This window comes from Arthrobacter sp. zg-Y20 (genome assembly GCF_030142075.1).
Lineage (GTDB): Bacteria > Actinomycetota > Actinomycetes > Actinomycetales > Micrococcaceae > Arthrobacter_B.
This window is the reverse complement of sequence record NZ_CP126241.1, coordinates 1,858,533-1,873,351: the sequence shown is the minus strand read 5'-3', so window position 1 is coordinate 1,873,351 and position 14,819 is coordinate 1,858,533. Positions and strand designations below refer to the sequence as shown.

Sequence of the window (14,819 nt, the reverse complement as noted above, 5' to 3'; positions counted from 1 at the left end):
CGCGGGCGTAAGACAATAGCGCCACGGGCCGGGTTCGGAAGCCCCTGCCCGGCTAGACTTGCCGGATGGAAGATCTGCAGAACATCACCATCCGCAGCGTGTCCGTGGGCACCATGGACAACAACGTGTACCTGCTCACCGACAAGGAGTCCGGTGTCCAGGTGCTCATTGACGCGGCGGACGACTTCCCCGCGATCCGGCGCCTGCTGGGCGAGGGGGCTGCCGATGCCCAGGCCCCCGCGCGGCTTGGAACGGTCATCACCACACACAGCCACTGGGACCATGTGCAGGCCCTGGCAGAGACCGTAGCGGAGACGGGGTCACGTACCGCAGCCGGCACGGAAGACATTCCGGACATCGAGGTTCCCACGCTGCTGCCGCTGGAACACGGCGATACCGTGCCCTTCGGCGGAGCCGAACTCGAGGCGATCAAGCTGCGCGGACACACGCCCGGCTCCGTGGCACTGCTCTACCGGGACCCGTCCGGCCCTGCGCACCTCTTCACCGGGGATTCGCTGTTTCCGGGCGGACTGGGCAATACCCAGAAGGATCCGGAGCGGTTTGCGTCCCTGTACCGCGACGTATTCGAACGTGTGTTCGAATACTTGCCGGATGACACCGTGGTGCACCCCGGGCACGGGGCAGCCACCACCCTGGGTGCGGAGCGCCCGCACCTGCAGGAATGGAAGGAACGCGGCTGGTAAAACCGGCTACCGGCCGCGCGGAAAGCTTCCGCCCGAGGCCTGGCCCTGCTTCCGCCCGACCATAAACAGCCGGCGGAACGGGAACACCGTTCCCCACCCTTCCGACGGATAGGCCTCTTCCAGCAATTCGGCGTACTCCGCCTCGAACTGGAAAAAGTCCGCTTCGGACAGGGCATTGATGACCGGCCGCAGCGCGGTCCCGCGCACCCAGTCCAACACCGGGTCCGTTCCGTACAGGACCTGCTGGTAGGTGGTTTCCCATACATCGGCCGCAAAGCCGGCCTCGGTCAGCAATGCCAGGTAATCCTCCGGTTCATCCACGGCATCACTGTGGCGCAGCACCCCCTGCAGCTTGCCGGCCCACTCGGCGCTCGCCGCCAGTTCCCGCAGCAGCACATGGGAGGGTGCATTAAAGTTGCCCGGTACCTGCACGGCCAGCCAGGCGCCGTCGTCGAGCGCCATTGCCCAGCGCTGCAGCAGGTCCTGATGTCCCGGCACCCACTGCAGGGCGGCGTTGGACACAACGACGCCGGTGCCGGGGGCCAGCTCCCAGTCCTCGATCCGGCCGTGCACGAAGTCCAGGTTCGGCGGCACGTCCTCCAGCCCCCGGGCGGCTTCGATCATGTCGCGGGAGGAATCCACCCCCGTGACCTGCGCCCCGGGCCAACGGGCAGCGAGCGCCGCGGTCAGGGCGCCGGTGCCGCAGCCCAAATCCACCACCCGCCGGGGTGAGGATGCCGCTATCCGGGCGGTGAGGTCGAAGAATGGCCGGTCCCGGTGCGAGGAGAACTGTGTGTACTTGTCCGGATCCCATTTCATGCCGCCGAGCCTAGCCGCTGCTGAGGCCGTAAAACGGGATCGGCGCGGCCCGATAGTCTGGTATGGACATGAAACTTCTTGAGCAGCTGCCCTCCCCGGATTCCGCCACCCGCACCGTTGACCCCGACGAGACCTACACGTCCTTCCTGGAGTGGGTCGAGAGCCGGGGAATGTCGCTGTACCCCGCCCAGGACGAAGCTGTCATGGAGCTGGTGACCGGCAACAACGTCATCCTTGCCACCCCCACCGGGTCCGGTAAGTCGATGGTGGCCATTGCCGCGCACTTCTATGCCATGGCCCAAGACGAGCGCAGCTACTACACCGCCCCCATCAAGGCCCTGGTATCGGAGAAGTTCTTCGCGCTGTGCGAGATCTTCGGGGCGGAGAACGTGGGCATGGTCACCGGCGATTCCTCGGTGAACAAGGACGCGCCCATCATCTGCTGCACTGCGGAGATCCTGGCCAACATTGCCCTGCGCGAAGGCCCGGACGCGGACCTGGGCACCGTCATCATGGACGAGTTCCACTTCTACTCGGATCCGCAGCGCGGCTGGGCCTGGCAGGTGCCGCTGCTGGAGCTGCCGCAGGCGCAGTTCCTGCTGATGTCCGCCACCTTGGGCGACATGACCCGCATCGCCAACGAACTGAGCGAGCTGACCAACCGCGACACGGTGACGGTCTCCTCCGTGCAGCGGCCCATCCCGCTGCACTACTACTACGTGGAAACGCCGGTCCAGGAATCACTGGAGGAACTGCTGGCCACCAAGCAGGTCCCGGTGTACGTGGTGCACTTCTCTCAGATCGAGGCCATTGACCGGGCGCAGGCGCTGATGAGCATCAACGTCTGCACCCGGGAGGAAAAGGACCGGATCGCGGAGCTGATTGCCGGGTTCCGGTTTGCCCCCGGATTCGGCAAGACGCTGAACCGGCTGGTGCGGCACGGGATCGGCGTGCACCACGCCGGCATGCTGCCCAAATACCGCCGCCTGGTTGAACAGCTGGCGCAGGCCGGATTGCTCAAGGTCATCTGCGGCACCGACACCCTGGGTGTGGGCATCAACGTGCCCATCCGCACGGTGCTGATCACGGCGCTGTCCAAGTACGACGGCACCCGCACCCGGCCGCTGAAGGTCCGCGAGTTCCACCAGATTGCCGGACGCGCCGGGCGGGCCGGCTATGACACGGCCGGCACCGTGGTGGTCCAGGCACCGGACCACGTGATCGAAAACGCCAAGGCCATGGCCAAGGCGCACGCGAAGTTCGGCGACGACCAGAAGAAACTGCGCCAGGTGGTGAAGAAGAAACCGCAGGCCGGTTTTGTGTCCTGGGGCAAGCCGACCTTCGAGAAACTGGTGGACGGCACCCCGGAGCCGCTGACCTCCAGCTTCAACATCACCCACTCCATGCTGCTGAACCTGCTGGAGCGTCCGGGTGACCCGTTTGCCGCGGCGAAGAAGCTGCTCACGCACAACCACGAGACGCGTTCCTCGCAGCTGGCGCTGATGAAGAAGGCTTTGAGCATCTACCGCGAGCTGAAGACCGCCGGCATTGTCGAAGTGCTGCCCGAGCCCGACGCCGACGGGCGCACGGTTCGGCTGAAGGTCCACCTGCAGCCGAACTTTGCCCTGAACCAGCCGCTGTCCCCGTTCGCCATGGCCTCCCTGGAGATCCTGGACCCGGACAGTCCGTCCTACGCGCTCGACGTGGTGTCCGTGATCGAAGCCATCATGGAAAGGCCCCGCCAGGTGCTCTCCGCCCAGGAGAAGAAGGCCCGCGGCGAGGCAATCGCCGCCATGAAATCCCAGGGCATCGAGTACGACGAGCGGATGGCCCTGCTCGAAGAGGTCACCTACGCCCAGCCGCTGGCTGAGCTGCTGGAACAGTCCTTCGAGGTCTACCGGTCCGGCGCCCCCTGGCTGGGCGAGTTCGAGCTCAGCCCCAAGTCGATTGTCCGGGACATGTACGAACGCGCCATGAGTTTCGGCGAGTACGTGGCCTTCTACTCCCTGGCGCGCTCCGAGGGCGTGCTGCTGCGCTACCTCTCGGACACCTACAAGGCACTGCTGCACACCGTTCCCCCGGAGCGGCTGCGGGAGGATCTGGAGGACATCATCGAGTGGCTGGGCGAACTGGTCCGGCAGACCGATTCCTCGCTGCTGGACGAATGGGAGGAACTGACCTCCGGCGTCGATCCGGCCGCCACGGATGAACCCGTCCTGCCGCCTGCCCCGGACCGGCTCACCTCCAATGTGCGGGCCTTCCGGGTGATGGTGCGCAACGAGATGTTCTCCCGGGTGAAGCTGTTTGCCGACGAGGATGACCGCGCCCTGGGCGAGCTCGACGGCGACGCCGGCTGGGACGCCGACCGCTGGGCCCAGGTGCTGGACGCCTACTTCGAGGAACACGACGACATCGACGACGGCCCCGACGGCCGCGGCCCGGACCTGCTGATCATCACGGAAGTTCCCGGCAAGTGGAACGTGCGGCAGATCTTCAAGGATCCGGCGGGCCACCTTGACTGGGGCATCACCGCGGAGGTGGACCTGGCGGCGTCGGACGAAGCCGGCAGCCCGGTCATCAGGGTGATCTCCGCCGGACGGCTGGATTAGGCTGGACCCCATGCAGATCCGCCCCGCACGCAAAGAAGATGTCCCCGTCATCCTGGAACTGATCCATGACCTGGCGATCTATGAAAAAGAGCCGCACGCCGTGAAAAACACGGCCGAGGCGCTGGAAAAGAACCTTTTCGGGGACCATCCGGCAATTTTCGCCCACGTGGCGGTGTACCAGGGTGCAGTGCAGGGCTTCGCGCTGTGGTTCCTGAACTACTCCACCTGGGAAGGTGTGCACGGCATTTACCTTGAGGACCTGTATGTGCGTCCTGAGGCGCGGGCCAAGGGCATGGGCAAGGCACTGCTGCGCACCCTGGCGAACATCGCCGTGGAGCGCGGCTATGCGCGGGTGGAATGGTGCGTGCTGAACTGGAACGAACCCTCCATCCGGTTCTACAAGTCCCTGGGGGCCCTGCCGCAGGATGAGTGGACCACGTTCCGGCTCACCGGCGAGGCGCTGGCCTCCTTCGGCGGTGCCGAATGAACGCGCCCGTCCCCCACGCGGCGTCGCGCACCTACCGGGTCCGCGGCATGAACGTAACCGAGCACCGGTTCACCGTGCCGCTGGACCACTCGGTGCCCGACGGCGAAACGATCACCGTGTTCGCGCGCGAGTATTCCGACGCCGGGCAGCGCCCGGCCATGGTGCAGGAACTGCCCTGGCTGCTGTACCTGCAGGGCGGACCCGGCGGAAAGGGCAACCGGCTGCTGCAGTTCGGCGGCTGGACGAAGGCCGCTTCCAAGCACTTCCGCATCCTGATGCTGGACCAGCGGGGCACCGGTCTTTCCACCCCGGCGGACCGGCAGACCCTGGCCCTGCGCGGCGATGCCGCAGCACAGGCTGCGTACCTGACGCATTTCCGGGCCGATTCCATCGTGGCCGACGCCGAGCTGATCCGGCAGGCGCTGGGCTCGGGACCGTGGACCACCTACGGACAGAGTTACGGCGGCTTCTGCACGCTCACGTACCTGTCCTTTGCCCCCGAAGGGCTGCGTGAATCTCTGATCACCGGCGGACTGGCACCGCTGTCCGGTCCCGCTGACCGGGTCTACGACGCGACCTTCCGCCGGGTGGCTGCCCGCAACGCCGAATACTTTGCCCGCTATCCGGAAGACCGCGAGCTGACCACACGGATTGCCCGGCACCTGGAGGCCGTGCCCGAGTTCCTGCCTTGCGGGGAACGGCTCAGCGTACAGCGCTTCCAGATGGCCGGTTCCTATCTGGGCGGCAACACCCGGGTGGACGGGCTGCATCATCTGCTGGAGGAAGCCTTTGTGCCGGCACCCGGAGGCGAACGGCTCTCCGACACCTTCCTGGAGACTGTGCACGGGCTGGTCAGCCGCGCTTCCAACCCGCTCTACGCGCTGATGCATGAGTCGATCTACGGGCAGGGATCCGCCACGGACTGGGCGGCGTGGCGGGTGCTGAAGTCCTACCCGGAGTTTGAGCCCACCGCCGAAGCGCCGTTGTTCACCGGCGAAATGGTCTACCCCTGGTACTTCGACGAGGATCCGGCGCTGGTGCCCCTGAAACAGACCGCGGAACTGCTGGCCCGCAAAGCGGACTGGGTGCCGCTGTACGACGCCGGCCGGCTGGCCGGCAACACCGTGCCCGTGGCCGCTGCGGTATACACGGATGACATCTACGTGGACCGGGATATCTCGCTGGAGACGGCCGCCGCCGTCCAGGGACTAAAGGTCTGGGAGAGCGCCGACTACCACCACGACGGTATTGCCGACGACGGCGAGGCCATCTTCGACCGGCTGCTGGGCATGGTGCGCGGCGGGGAATAACCGGGGGGGTAACCGGGGGGGTAACCGGGTTAGAGCGGGCGGTCCGCCAGTTTCCGGACCCAGTCCGGGGTGGTCTTGCCGAGCTTGCGGTCCGTGGTCAGCCGCAGCCGGGCGGCCCTGATCTGCACGCGTTCTTGGTCCCGCCCCTGCTCCGTATTATGGCCGGCGGACTCGGAGCGGCCGGGAGTCTTATTTCCCTGTGACAGTGCTGCCGTAGTCATGGTCAGCCTCCTTCGTTCCGGGTGTGCTCGCTAGTTCATTCTCACTCATCCGGGCGTCCGCGTCCACGACTGCCGTCAGCGGGCGCGCCCAGGCGATGCTGATGATGGCGGTTTCCTCCTCCCCGGCCAGGTCGCTCTGGGCCAGCAGGTCCAGCACTCCCAGCCCGGTCTCCTGCCGCCGGGGATCTTCGGACATGGACGCCTCGATGGCCCACTGGGCGCGGTTCCACCATTCTGAACGCTGGTCCGCCTTCCGGCGCTGCTCCAGTGTTTTCCAGCCGATGATGAAGGTCAGGATGGCCGCAGCCAGCACGGCCAGCGGTCCCAGGGCTCCGAGGATCTCCCACCACGGGGCGCCGACGACGGCGGCCGGCTCGGGCGCGGCAGGAGGCGTCGGCACGGTGAAAGGCGGGACCATGTCACAAGCCTAACCGCGGGGCCCCCGGCCACTGGCGCGGCACGCTGCCCGGCCCCTGCCGTTTTCCCCGTTTCGACCTGCCGTTTCCCCTGCCGTTTCCCCCTGCCGGCTGCGCTAGGGTGAGGAGATGGATACTCGACCCTACTACTTGGTCGCCACGGCGGGGAACCCCAATTTTGGCGACGAATTCATCACTGCTTCATGGCTCAGGCACCTGGCTGCAACGTCCCCGGACACCGAAGTATGGCTGGACTGCCCCCAGCCGGGTATGGCGGATCTGTTGTTCGGCAATCTCCATCCTCGGCTCCGGACCACCAACACGCTGTGGCGCGCGGTCGGAGAAGCTGCGGCAGCGCTGTCCCCGGAAGAGGTCCCGCAGAGGGTTGCCGGCCTGGTTCGGAACCTCGGATCAGCGGCCTATGACCTCGGTCTGCTCAAGCTGCGCGAGGTCCAGTCGCTGCACCTCCTGGGCGGGGGCTATGTGAACGGAGTGTGGCCGCAGCACACCGGACTCGTGGCTGGCATGCAGGCCGTCAAGGAGCTGACCGGCGCAAGGCTGTACGCCACCGGGCAGGGCCTGATGCCATTGGCGGTCGCCGAAGAGGACGCCGCCGGACTGTTCGGGGATTTTGACTATGTCAGTGTCCGCGACGATCAGAGCGCTGCGGCTTTCGCAGCCAAACGGGGACTGGATGATGCGTTCCTGGGAGTCGAAGCGGAGATCGCCAGGTCCGACGGCCCCGAAGGGATCTTCGTCTGCATCCAGGAAGACATGAACGATGAAGGCAGGTTCCACCAGGCGGTAGCCTCGGCGCGCACCCTGATTGAGCAGCTGACGCTCGACGGCACGCCTGTCTACTATGTGGAAGCCATCCCGGGGGTCGACCATACGGCGTACGCCCTCCTGGCGGATTTGATCCCTGCGGAGAACTTCTATCCCTTTGTCCGGGTATGGCAGGAAGGGCTTCCAATTGGTCCGCGCCAGCAATGGATCACCACGCGCTTCCACTTCCATTTCCTTGCTGCGGCAGCCGGGGCAAGGGGCGTCGCGCTTAGCGTGAAAGAGGGCTACTACGACGTCAAGCATGCGTCCCTGACCACGCTGGGCAGCGGATGGACCGTGGATACCGGAAACGGCGGTCCGCTGTCCATGCCGAAGGTCCCCGGCACGCTGAAGAATTCGCTGGGATTGCGAATCGAACAGAAGCGTGCGGAGGCCGCACGCCTGTACCCGGCCGAAAACCGCCCGGCAGGTATCCGCTCGCTGCGGAGCAAAGCCCTGACAGCCCTAAGCCGTTAGCGTCCTTACCGCCCGGCCAGCATTGCCCGCGCAATGCTGGCCGGGCGGTGAGCAGCCGCCTATGCGTGCCCGGCTGACTGCATCTGCCGCAGTTCCTTCTTCAGGTCCCCGACCTCGTCCCGCAGACGCGCGGCCAGCTCGAACTGAAGCTCCGCGGCTGCGGCATGCATCTGCTCGGTCATGGAGGCAATCAGCTCGGTCAGGTCTTCCGCCGGGGCCGCGGCCAGACCGTCCTTGCGCACGCCCTTGCCCTTGCCCTTGGACTTCTTCTTCGCTGCCTCTTCCAGGAGAGCCTTGGTGTCGGCGTCCTCGCGGGCCAGCTGGTCCGTGATGTCCGCGATTTTCTTGCGCAGCGGCTGCGGGTCCACGCCGTGCTTCTTGTTGTAGGCAATCTGGATGTCGCGGCGCCTGTTGGTCTCATCAATGGCATGCGCCATGGAATCGGTGATCCGGTCCGCGTACATGTGCACTTCGCCCGAGACGTTACGGGCGGCACGCCCAATGGTCTGGATGAGCGACGTGGAGGAACGCAGGAAGCCTTCCTTGTCGGCATCCAGGATGCTCACAAGGGACACCTCGGGCAGGTCCAGGCCTTCGCGCAGCAGGTTGATGCCTACCAGCACGTCGAAGGTGCCCATCCGTAGTTCGCGCAGCAGCTCCACGCGGCGCAGCGTGTCGACGTCGGAGTGCAGGTATTCCACCTTGATCCCGTGCTCCAGCAGGTATCCGGTCAGGTCTTCGGCCATCCGCTTGGTCAGCGTGGTGACCAGGACGCGTTCGTTCCGTTCGGTGCGGGTGCGGATCTCCCCCAGCAGATCGTCGATCTGGCCCTTGCTGGGCTTGACCACCACCTGCGGGTCCACCAGGCCGGTGGGGCGGATAATCTGCTCCACGAAACCGTCCGCCTTGGACAGCTCGTACTTGCCGGGCGTGGCCGACATGTACACCGTCTGGCCGATGCGCTCGAGGAACTCGTCCCACTTCAGCGGCCGGTTGTCCATGGCGGAGGGCAGCCGGAAGCCGTGGTCCACCAGGGTCCGCTTGCGGGACATGTCGCCTTCATACATGGCACCGATCTGCGGGATGGTGACGTGGGATTCATCCACCACCAGCAGGAAGTCGTCCGGGAAGTAGTCCAGCAGGCAGTGCGGGGCGGTGCCCGGGCCGCGGCCGTCGATGTGCCGGGAGTAGTTTTCGATGCCGTTGCAGAAACCCATCTGCTGCATCATTTCCAGGTCATAGGTGGTCCGCATGCGCAGCCGCTGGGCTTCGACCAGCTTGTTCTGGGACTCCAGTTCCTTCAGCCGCACCTGCAGTTCATCTTCGATGCGCCGGATGGCGCGGTGCATGCGGTCCTCGCCGGCCACGTAATGCGAGGCGGGGAAGACATACATTTCATCCTCTTCGCGGATCACATTGCCGGTGAGCGGATGCAGGGTGTGGATGCTCTCCACCTCGTCGCCGAAGAACTCGATCCGCAGCGCGGTCTCCTCGTACATGGGAATGATCTCCACGGTGTCTCCGCGCACGCGGAAGGTCCCGCGGTGGAAATCCATGTCGTTGCGCACGTACTGCATGGACACGAATTTGCGCAGCAGGTCATCACGGTTCATCTGCTGGCCCCGGCGCAGCGTCACCATGCCCTCGATGTACTCTTCCGGGGTGCCCAGGCCGTAAATGCAGGACACCGTGGCCACCACAATCACGTCGCGGCGGGTCAGCAGCGCGTTGGTGGCCGAGTGCCGCAGCCGTTCCACTTCCTCGTTGATGGAGGAGTCCTTCTCGATGAAGGTATCCGTCTGCGGAACGTACGCTTCGGGCTGGTAATAGTCGTAGTAGGAGACGAAATACTCCACGGCGTTGTTGGGCAGCAGTTCCCGGAATTCGTTGGCCAGCTGCGCCGCCAGGGTCTTGTTCTGCACCATCACCAGCGTGGGCCGCTGGACCTGCTCCACGAGCCACGCCGCCGTGGCACTCTTACCGGTGCCGGTGGCACCCAGGAGGACTACGTCCTTCTCGCCGGCGTTGATCCGCTCGGCGAGTTCCTTAATGGCGGCGGGCTGGTCACCGGCGGGTTTATATTCACTGACGACCTCGAAAGGCGCCACAACTCTCTTGATGTCCTGCGCAAGACTCATGCCTACAAAAATACTCCGCTGCGCGGACAGCCACTGTCCGCTTTGCTACGGGCTGAACCTCAGGCGCCGGCAGCGCCGCGTTCTCTGGAAACGTTCCGGTTCAGCGGCACAAGGCGCGTATCCCACAGCGCACGCACCGCGGCCACCAGCTCGTCGGGGCCGCCGGTATTGTGCAGGACGACGTCGGCAGCAGCGGCCCGCTCTTCGGCGGTGGCCTGGGCGGCGATCCGGGCCCGTGCAGCTTCGGGAGCCATTCCTCGGTCGCGCACCATCCGCTCCAGCCGGACGTCTTCGGGAGCCTCCACCACCAGCACGAAATCGAAGTTCCCGGCCTGCCCGGTTTCCACGAGCAGCGGTATGTCCTGCACCAGGATTCCGTCCTCCGGCGCCTGAGCCGCAAGCTCGGCGGCCCGGGCGCGCACCAGCGGATGGATGATCCCGTTCAGCACTGCCCGCCGCTTCTCGTCGCCGAACACAACGGCGGCCAGGGCGGGGCGGTCCAGGCTGCCGTCCGCGGCCAGGACCTGCGGACCGAACGCGTCCACCACCGCGGCCAGCCCTGCTGTGCCGGGTTCCACCACTTCGCGGGCCAACGCGTCCGCGTCGATCAGTACGGCACCGCATTCGGTGAGGGTGCGGGCCACCAGGGATTTTCCGGCGGCAATTCCGCCGGTGAGTCCAACCTTAAGCATGTCCACCAGCGTAGTCCTCCGGCACTGGCCCTCCCGTCAGCGCCGCCCGTCACGCCGTCGGCGCCAGCAGATGCGGCCACTAGAATGGAAGAGTGAGTGATATCGACGCGGCGGCGGGGCGCTACACCACCATCGCCGGGGAACACCGCTCCGAACTGGACGTCAAGCGCTCACGCTTCATCACCGTGCTGCAGCGCACCGAAACCGAGGAAGAGGCCCGCGCGCTGGTAGCCGGGCTCCGCCGGGAGTTCCATGACGCGCGGCACCACTGCAGTGCGTTCGTCCTTGGCGCCACCCGTTCAGTCCAGCGCTCCAACGACGACGGCGAGCCCTCCGGAACGGCCGGCATCCCGATGCTGGAGGCCCTGACCAAACGGGAAACCTTCGGCGGTGCCACCGATCTAAGCGACATCACCGCGGTGACCGTGCGGTACTTTGGCGGCATCCTGCTCGGTGCCGGCGGCTTGGTGCGCGCCTATTCCGAGTCCGTCTCCTCCGCACTGGCAGCCGCTCCCCTGCTCCGCCGCCGGCGCATGCAGCTTTACGCCGTCCCGGCGTCCCACGCCGATGCCGGCCGGCTGGAGAACGAACTGCGCAGCGCCGGTATCAGTGTCACCGGCACGGACTACGGCACCTCCGGCGCCAGCATCACCGTGGCCCTGCCGGATGTACCCGGCACGGCTGAAGAATTCCGCGACCGCCTGGCAGCCCTTACCGCCGGCGGCAGCACCCCTGAACCGCTGAGAACAGAATGGATCGATCTGTGACGCACGCCCCAGCCGGCTTCGACTTTGAGGCGCTCCGGCGATACCCCGACGTCGAGGCCGGGAACCTCCAGGCGCATGACGCAGCTGACCGGCTGCTGCTGGACACCGCAGCTGACCGGCTGCTGGCGGGCGGCGTCGTCGTCATCGGCGACTCCTACGGTGCACTCACCCTGGGCGCGGCGGCCGGTTACGGTGTACGGGAAATCCGCGTGCACCAGGACCCGTACTCCGGCGAGCTGGCCCTGCAGCGCAATGCGGACGCAGCCGGGCTCGCGGGGACGTTCAGCTCCCTGCCCCTTGGACCCGAGCTGCTGACCGGTGCCCGGACCGTCCTGCTGCGCCTGCCGCGGTCCCTGGATGCACTCGAGGAGATTGCCGCGCTGATTGCCCGGCATGCCGATCCGCGGGTGGTGGTGTACGCCGGCGGCCGGCTCAAGCACATGACCACGGCCATGAATACGGTGCTCAGCCGCTGGTTCGGCTCCGTCAGCGCCGGACTGGCACGGCAGAAATCGCGCGTCCTCACGGTGTCGGCACCGCTGGATCCACTCCCGGCCAACCGGTTCCCGCTGGCCGGGCAGCACGACGTCGGCCTCCCGGCACCGCTTGAACTGCGCGCCTACGGGGCGGCATTTGCCGGCGCGTCGCTGGACATCGGCACCCGTTTCCTCCTGCCGCACCTCAGCGGCGCCCGGGACGCCTCCGCAGCCATCGACCTGGGGTGCGGCACCGGCGCCATTGCGGCTTACCTGGCCCTGTCACGCCCGTCCCTGCAGGTCATCGCGACCGACCAATCCGCAGCCGCCGTCGCTTCTGCAGTGCAGACCATGGCCGCGAACGGGGTGGCAGACCGGGTGCAGGTATACCGGGACGATGCCCTCAGCACCCGGCCGGATGCGTCGGCGGAACTGGTGGTGCTCAACCCGCCGTTCCACATCGGCGCCAGCGTACACGCCGGCATCGCGCTCAAGCTTTTTGCCGACGCCGGCCGGGTCCTGGCTCCCGGCGGGGAACTGTGGACGGTGTGGAACAGCCACCTCACCTACAAGGCCGCGCTGAACCGCTTGGTGGGACCTACCCGCGAGGTGGCGCGCAACCCCAAGTTCACGGTCACTGTGAGCACCCGGCGCTAGCCGAGACCGGCATGGCGACGCTGTTCGCTTAGCGCGGTGTCCCGCCGTTCGACAAAGAGCCGGTCATCGGGAAGGCCAGCTCCGGACCCAGCCACAAAAGGAAAATCAGCAGCCACGCCAGCAGGAACACGCTGAACCAGGACAGCGCCCCAACGGGACGCTTTAGGCGGCGGAGCACGCCGTAGCCGGCCCAGGCGAGCCCCAGGGCGACGAGGGGTCCGGGGCAAAGCAGGACGAGCATCAGTTCATATTTCTCCAGCTCCCCCGGGGCGTAGGAGCCTCCCTGGCTCAGTCCCAGGATGATGAAACCCAGGAACGCAATCCACGCGCTGTAACACGCGAGCAGGAAGGTAAGCACGGAACCGCCGATAAGCACCGCCTTTTCCCCTCCTGACCGGCGCGCCTTCTCCGGTTGCTGCCATTGCGGAGGGTAATAGCCCTGCGGCGGGTGCGGCTGCTGCGGGAGGTTCCCCTGCACCGGCGGTGGCCAATAGCCCTGCGGCGGGTGCGGCTGCTGCGGCTGATAGCCCTGCGGCGGGTCTTGTTCCGGCATTGGTCCCCCTGATCGGCGTCGGCGGCACCAGCGTAACCCGGGCGCGCCGCGCTCACCGGCGCCGACACAGCGCAAAGGGCCTCTCAGCGACGCGCAAGAGAGCGCTCTCTTGACAGTGCCCTGCGTCACACTTAGGCTCTGACGAAGATCAGAGAGCGCTCTCTCACAGGCACGTTCGCGCCGGGCAGCTCTCGAAATCCACAACCAGTCCCATCTCAGCGGATCAGCCCCGGCTCAGCTCACGGCACGGTCCACTTATTCACCGGCTAGACCCACACACAAAGGAGTGACCGTGAAGAAGAACTTTAAACACCGGGCAGGAGCAGTGGCAGGCGCCGCCGTTCTGGCCCTGCTTGCCGCAGGCTGCGGCGGCGGCGACAAGGACAGCCAGGCAGGGACCGCCGAGGACCCCATCGAACTGTCTGTCACCACTTTCGGCACCTTCGGCTATGACGACCTCTACGCGGAGTACGAAGAGGCCAACCCGGGCATCAAGATCACCCACAACAACATTGACCGCGGCGCCAACGCCCAGACCGACCTCTTCACGAAACTCGCTGCCGGTTCCGGTGTCAGCGATGTGGTGGCCATCGAGGAAGGCTGGCTCGGAGCCGTCATGGAGGTCTCGGACCAGTTCGTCGATTTGAACGATTACGGTGCCGCTGACATCAAGGACAACTGGGTCGACTGGAAGTTCGAGCAGGGCACCGATGCTGACGGCCGCGTTATCGGCTACGGCACGGATATCGGTCCGCAGGGCCTGTGCTACAACGGCAAGCTCTTCGAAGCCGCCGGCCTGCCCAGCGACCGGGAAGCTGTTGCCGAACTGTTCGGCGGCGACGACGCCACTTGGGACCGTTACTTCGAACTGGGCAACCAGTACCACGAGAAGACCGGCAAGGCCTGGTACGACCAGTCCGGCTTCGTCTGGAACTCGATGGTGAACCAGATGGAAGAGGGCTACTACACGGCTGACGGCGAGCTGAACATCGAGGACAACGCCGCCATGAAGGAACAGTTCATGCAGCTGGCAGCGGGAACCGAAGCCGGTCTCTCCGCCAACGAAAAGAAGTGGGACTGGGGCACGGGCCGGGCCTTCACCGACGGTTCCTTCGCCACGTTCGTCTGCCCGGGATGGATGCTCGGCACCATCCAGGAACAGTTGGAATCTGCCGGCGGCAGCGAGAACTCCGGCTGGGACTTTGCTGATGTCTTCCCCGGCGGCGCCTCGAACTGGGGCGGTGCATTCCTCTCCGTTCCCGAAACCTCCGAGCACAAGGAAGAAGCAGCAGCCCTGGCTGCCTGGCTCACCGCCCCGGAACAGCAGGTCAAGCAGTCCGCTGCGGCAAACAACTTCCCCAGCACCCTTGAAGCACAGAAGCAGCTTGCCGAGGAAGCCAAACCCAATACCGTCTTCAACAACGCGCCGACCGGAGCCATCCTGGCCTCGCGTGCAGAAGGCGTAAAGGCTCAGTTCAAGGGCCCGGATGACTCCGTCATCCAGGAGAAGGTGTTCGGTGCCGCGCTGACCCAGCTCGATTCGGGCAGCCTGGACGGCGAGGGCTCCTGGAATGAAGCAGTCAAGCTACTGAACGAGCTGGTCGTCAAGGACTAGCACACCCGTCGGGGCCTCCGGGAAACCGGAGGCCCCCGCATGGACTGTGAGAA

13 protein-coding genes are annotated in these 14,819 nt (G+C 66.1%); 8 read left to right on the top strand and 5 right to left on the bottom strand.

Going from position 1 to position 14,819, the window contains the following annotated elements:
* Positions 1 to 65: 65 nt before the first annotated feature.
* Entirely contained in the window at positions 66 to 704 is a 639-nt protein-coding gene (locus QNO06_RS08985; RefSeq protein WP_227911314.1) for an MBL fold metallo-hydrolase, read from the top strand.
* Positions 705 to 710: 6 nt separating this feature from the next.
* Here QNO06_RS08985 and QNO06_RS08980 read toward each other — a convergent pair whose 3' ends face one another.
* On the bottom strand, positions 711 to 1,523 hold the full coding sequence (locus QNO06_RS08980; protein WP_227911313.1) for a trans-aconitate 2-methyltransferase: 813 nt from the start codon (positions 1,521 to 1,523) through the stop codon (positions 711 to 713).
* Between the two features lie 68 nt (positions 1,524 to 1,591).
* On the opposite strand from QNO06_RS08980, the gene QNO06_RS08975 reads away from it, so the two are divergent.
* Genes QNO06_RS08975 through QNO06_RS08965 form a run of 3 tightly spaced genes read left to right on the top strand, consistent with a single transcriptional unit; the run spans position 1,592 to position 5,929 of the window.
* On the top strand, positions 1,592 to 4,132 hold the full coding sequence (locus tag QNO06_RS08975) for a DEAD/DEAH box helicase (protein WP_227911580.1): 2,541 nt from the start codon (positions 1,592 to 1,594) through the stop codon (positions 4,130 to 4,132).
* Between the two features lie 10 nt (positions 4,133 to 4,142).
* Positions 4,143 to 4,619, top strand: a complete 477-nt coding sequence (locus tag QNO06_RS08970; RefSeq protein ID WP_227911312.1) for a GNAT family N-acetyltransferase — start codon at positions 4,143 to 4,145, stop codon at positions 4,617 to 4,619.
* Positions 4,616 to 5,929, top strand: a complete 1,314-nt coding sequence (locus tag QNO06_RS08965; RefSeq protein ID WP_227911311.1) for an alpha/beta fold hydrolase — start codon at positions 4,616 to 4,618, stop codon at positions 5,927 to 5,929. The genes QNO06_RS08970 and QNO06_RS08965 overlap by 4 nt, the downstream gene beginning before the upstream one ends.
* Before the next feature lie 189 nt (positions 5,930 to 6,118).
* On the opposite strand, the gene QNO06_RS08960 is transcribed toward QNO06_RS08965, so the two are convergent.
* Positions 6,119 to 6,568: a hypothetical protein gene (locus QNO06_RS08960; protein WP_227911309.1), complete on the bottom strand. Its 450-nt coding sequence runs from the start codon at positions 6,566 to 6,568 to the stop codon at positions 6,119 to 6,121.
* 127 nt (positions 6,569 to 6,695) lie between these two features.
* Here QNO06_RS08960 and QNO06_RS08955 point away from each other — a divergent pair, with 127 nt between their 5' ends.
* The gene (locus QNO06_RS08955; RefSeq protein ID WP_227911308.1) at positions 6,696 to 7,868 is read left to right on the top strand and encodes a polysaccharide pyruvyl transferase family protein; all 1,173 of its coding nucleotides are present in this window, start codon (positions 6,696 to 6,698) and stop codon (positions 7,866 to 7,868) included.
* 59 nt (positions 7,869 to 7,927) lie between these two features.
* Here the strand turns inward: QNO06_RS08955 and uvrB are convergent, their stop codons facing one another.
* Both uvrB and coaE read right to left on the bottom strand, forming a co-directional pair.
* Positions 7,928 to 10,006 carry an excinuclease ABC subunit UvrB gene (uvrB, locus tag QNO06_RS08950; protein WP_227911307.1) on the bottom strand — a complete coding sequence of 693 codons (2,079 nt, stop codon included), beginning with the start codon at positions 10,004 to 10,006 and terminating at the stop codon, positions 7,928 to 7,930.
* A 59-nt stretch (positions 10,007 to 10,065) separates the two neighbouring features.
* On the bottom strand, positions 10,066 to 10,698 hold the full coding sequence (coaE, locus tag QNO06_RS08945) for a dephospho-CoA kinase (protein ID WP_331461466.1): 633 nt from the start codon (positions 10,696 to 10,698) through the stop codon (positions 10,066 to 10,068).
* Between the two features lie 92 nt (positions 10,699 to 10,790).
* Between coaE and QNO06_RS08940 the strand changes: the two genes are divergently transcribed.
* Together QNO06_RS08940 and QNO06_RS08935 are read left to right on the top strand one after the other, a co-directional pair.
* Positions 10,791 to 11,465 (top strand): IMPACT family protein, encoded by a 675-nt coding sequence (locus tag QNO06_RS08940; RefSeq protein ID WP_227911306.1) that lies wholly within the window; start codon positions 10,791 to 10,793, stop codon positions 11,463 to 11,465.
* Positions 11,462 to 12,598 (top strand): class I SAM-dependent methyltransferase, encoded by a 1,137-nt coding sequence (locus tag QNO06_RS08935; RefSeq protein ID WP_227911305.1) that lies wholly within the window; start codon positions 11,462 to 11,464, stop codon positions 12,596 to 12,598. The genes QNO06_RS08940 and QNO06_RS08935 overlap by 4 nt, the downstream gene beginning before the upstream one ends.
* A 28-nt stretch (positions 12,599 to 12,626) precedes the next feature.
* On the opposite strand, the gene QNO06_RS08930 is transcribed toward QNO06_RS08935, so the two are convergent.
* Positions 12,627 to 13,151: a hypothetical protein gene (locus QNO06_RS08930; protein WP_227911304.1), complete on the bottom strand. Its 525-nt coding sequence runs from the start codon at positions 13,149 to 13,151 to the stop codon at positions 12,627 to 12,629.
* A 292-nt stretch (positions 13,152 to 13,443) separates the two neighbouring features.
* Between QNO06_RS08930 and QNO06_RS08925 the strand changes: the two genes are divergently transcribed.
* A complete protein-coding gene (locus QNO06_RS08925) occupies positions 13,444 to 14,766 on the top strand; it encodes an ABC transporter substrate-binding protein (protein WP_227911303.1) in 1,323 nt (440 codons plus the stop codon).
* Positions 14,767 to 14,819 lie beyond the last annotated feature (53 nt).

Coding starts and splice junctions, on each gene's coding strand:
- coaE (WP_331461466.1), bottom strand. CDS start 10,698: ATGCTTAAGGTTGGACTCACCGGCGGAATTGCCGCCGGAAAATCCCTG.
- QNO06_RS08930 (WP_227911304.1), bottom strand. CDS start 13,151: ATGCCGGAACAAGACCCGCCGCAGGGCTATCAGCCGCAGCAGCCGCAC.
- QNO06_RS08975 (WP_227911580.1), top strand. CDS start 1,592: ATGAAACTTCTTGAGCAGCTGCCCTCCCCGGATTCCGCCACCCGCACC.
- QNO06_RS08970 (WP_227911312.1), top strand. CDS start 4,143: ATGCAGATCCGCCCCGCACGCAAAGAAGATGTCCCCGTCATCCTGGAA.
- QNO06_RS08980 (WP_227911313.1), bottom strand. CDS start 1,523: ATGAAATGGGATCCGGACAAGTACACACAGTTCTCCTCGCACCGGGAC.
- QNO06_RS08985 (WP_227911314.1), top strand. CDS start 66: ATGGAAGATCTGCAGAACATCACCATCCGCAGCGTGTCCGTGGGCACC.
- QNO06_RS08965 (WP_227911311.1), top strand. CDS start 4,616: ATGAACGCGCCCGTCCCCCACGCGGCGTCGCGCACCTACCGGGTCCGC.
- QNO06_RS08960 (WP_227911309.1), bottom strand. CDS start 6,568: ATGGTCCCGCCTTTCACCGTGCCGACGCCTCCTGCCGCGCCCGAGCCG.
- uvrB (WP_227911307.1), bottom strand. CDS start 10,006: ATGAGTCTTGCGCAGGACATCAAGAGAGTTGTGGCGCCTTTCGAGGTC.
- QNO06_RS08955 (WP_227911308.1), top strand. CDS start 6,696: ATGGATACTCGACCCTACTACTTGGTCGCCACGGCGGGGAACCCCAAT.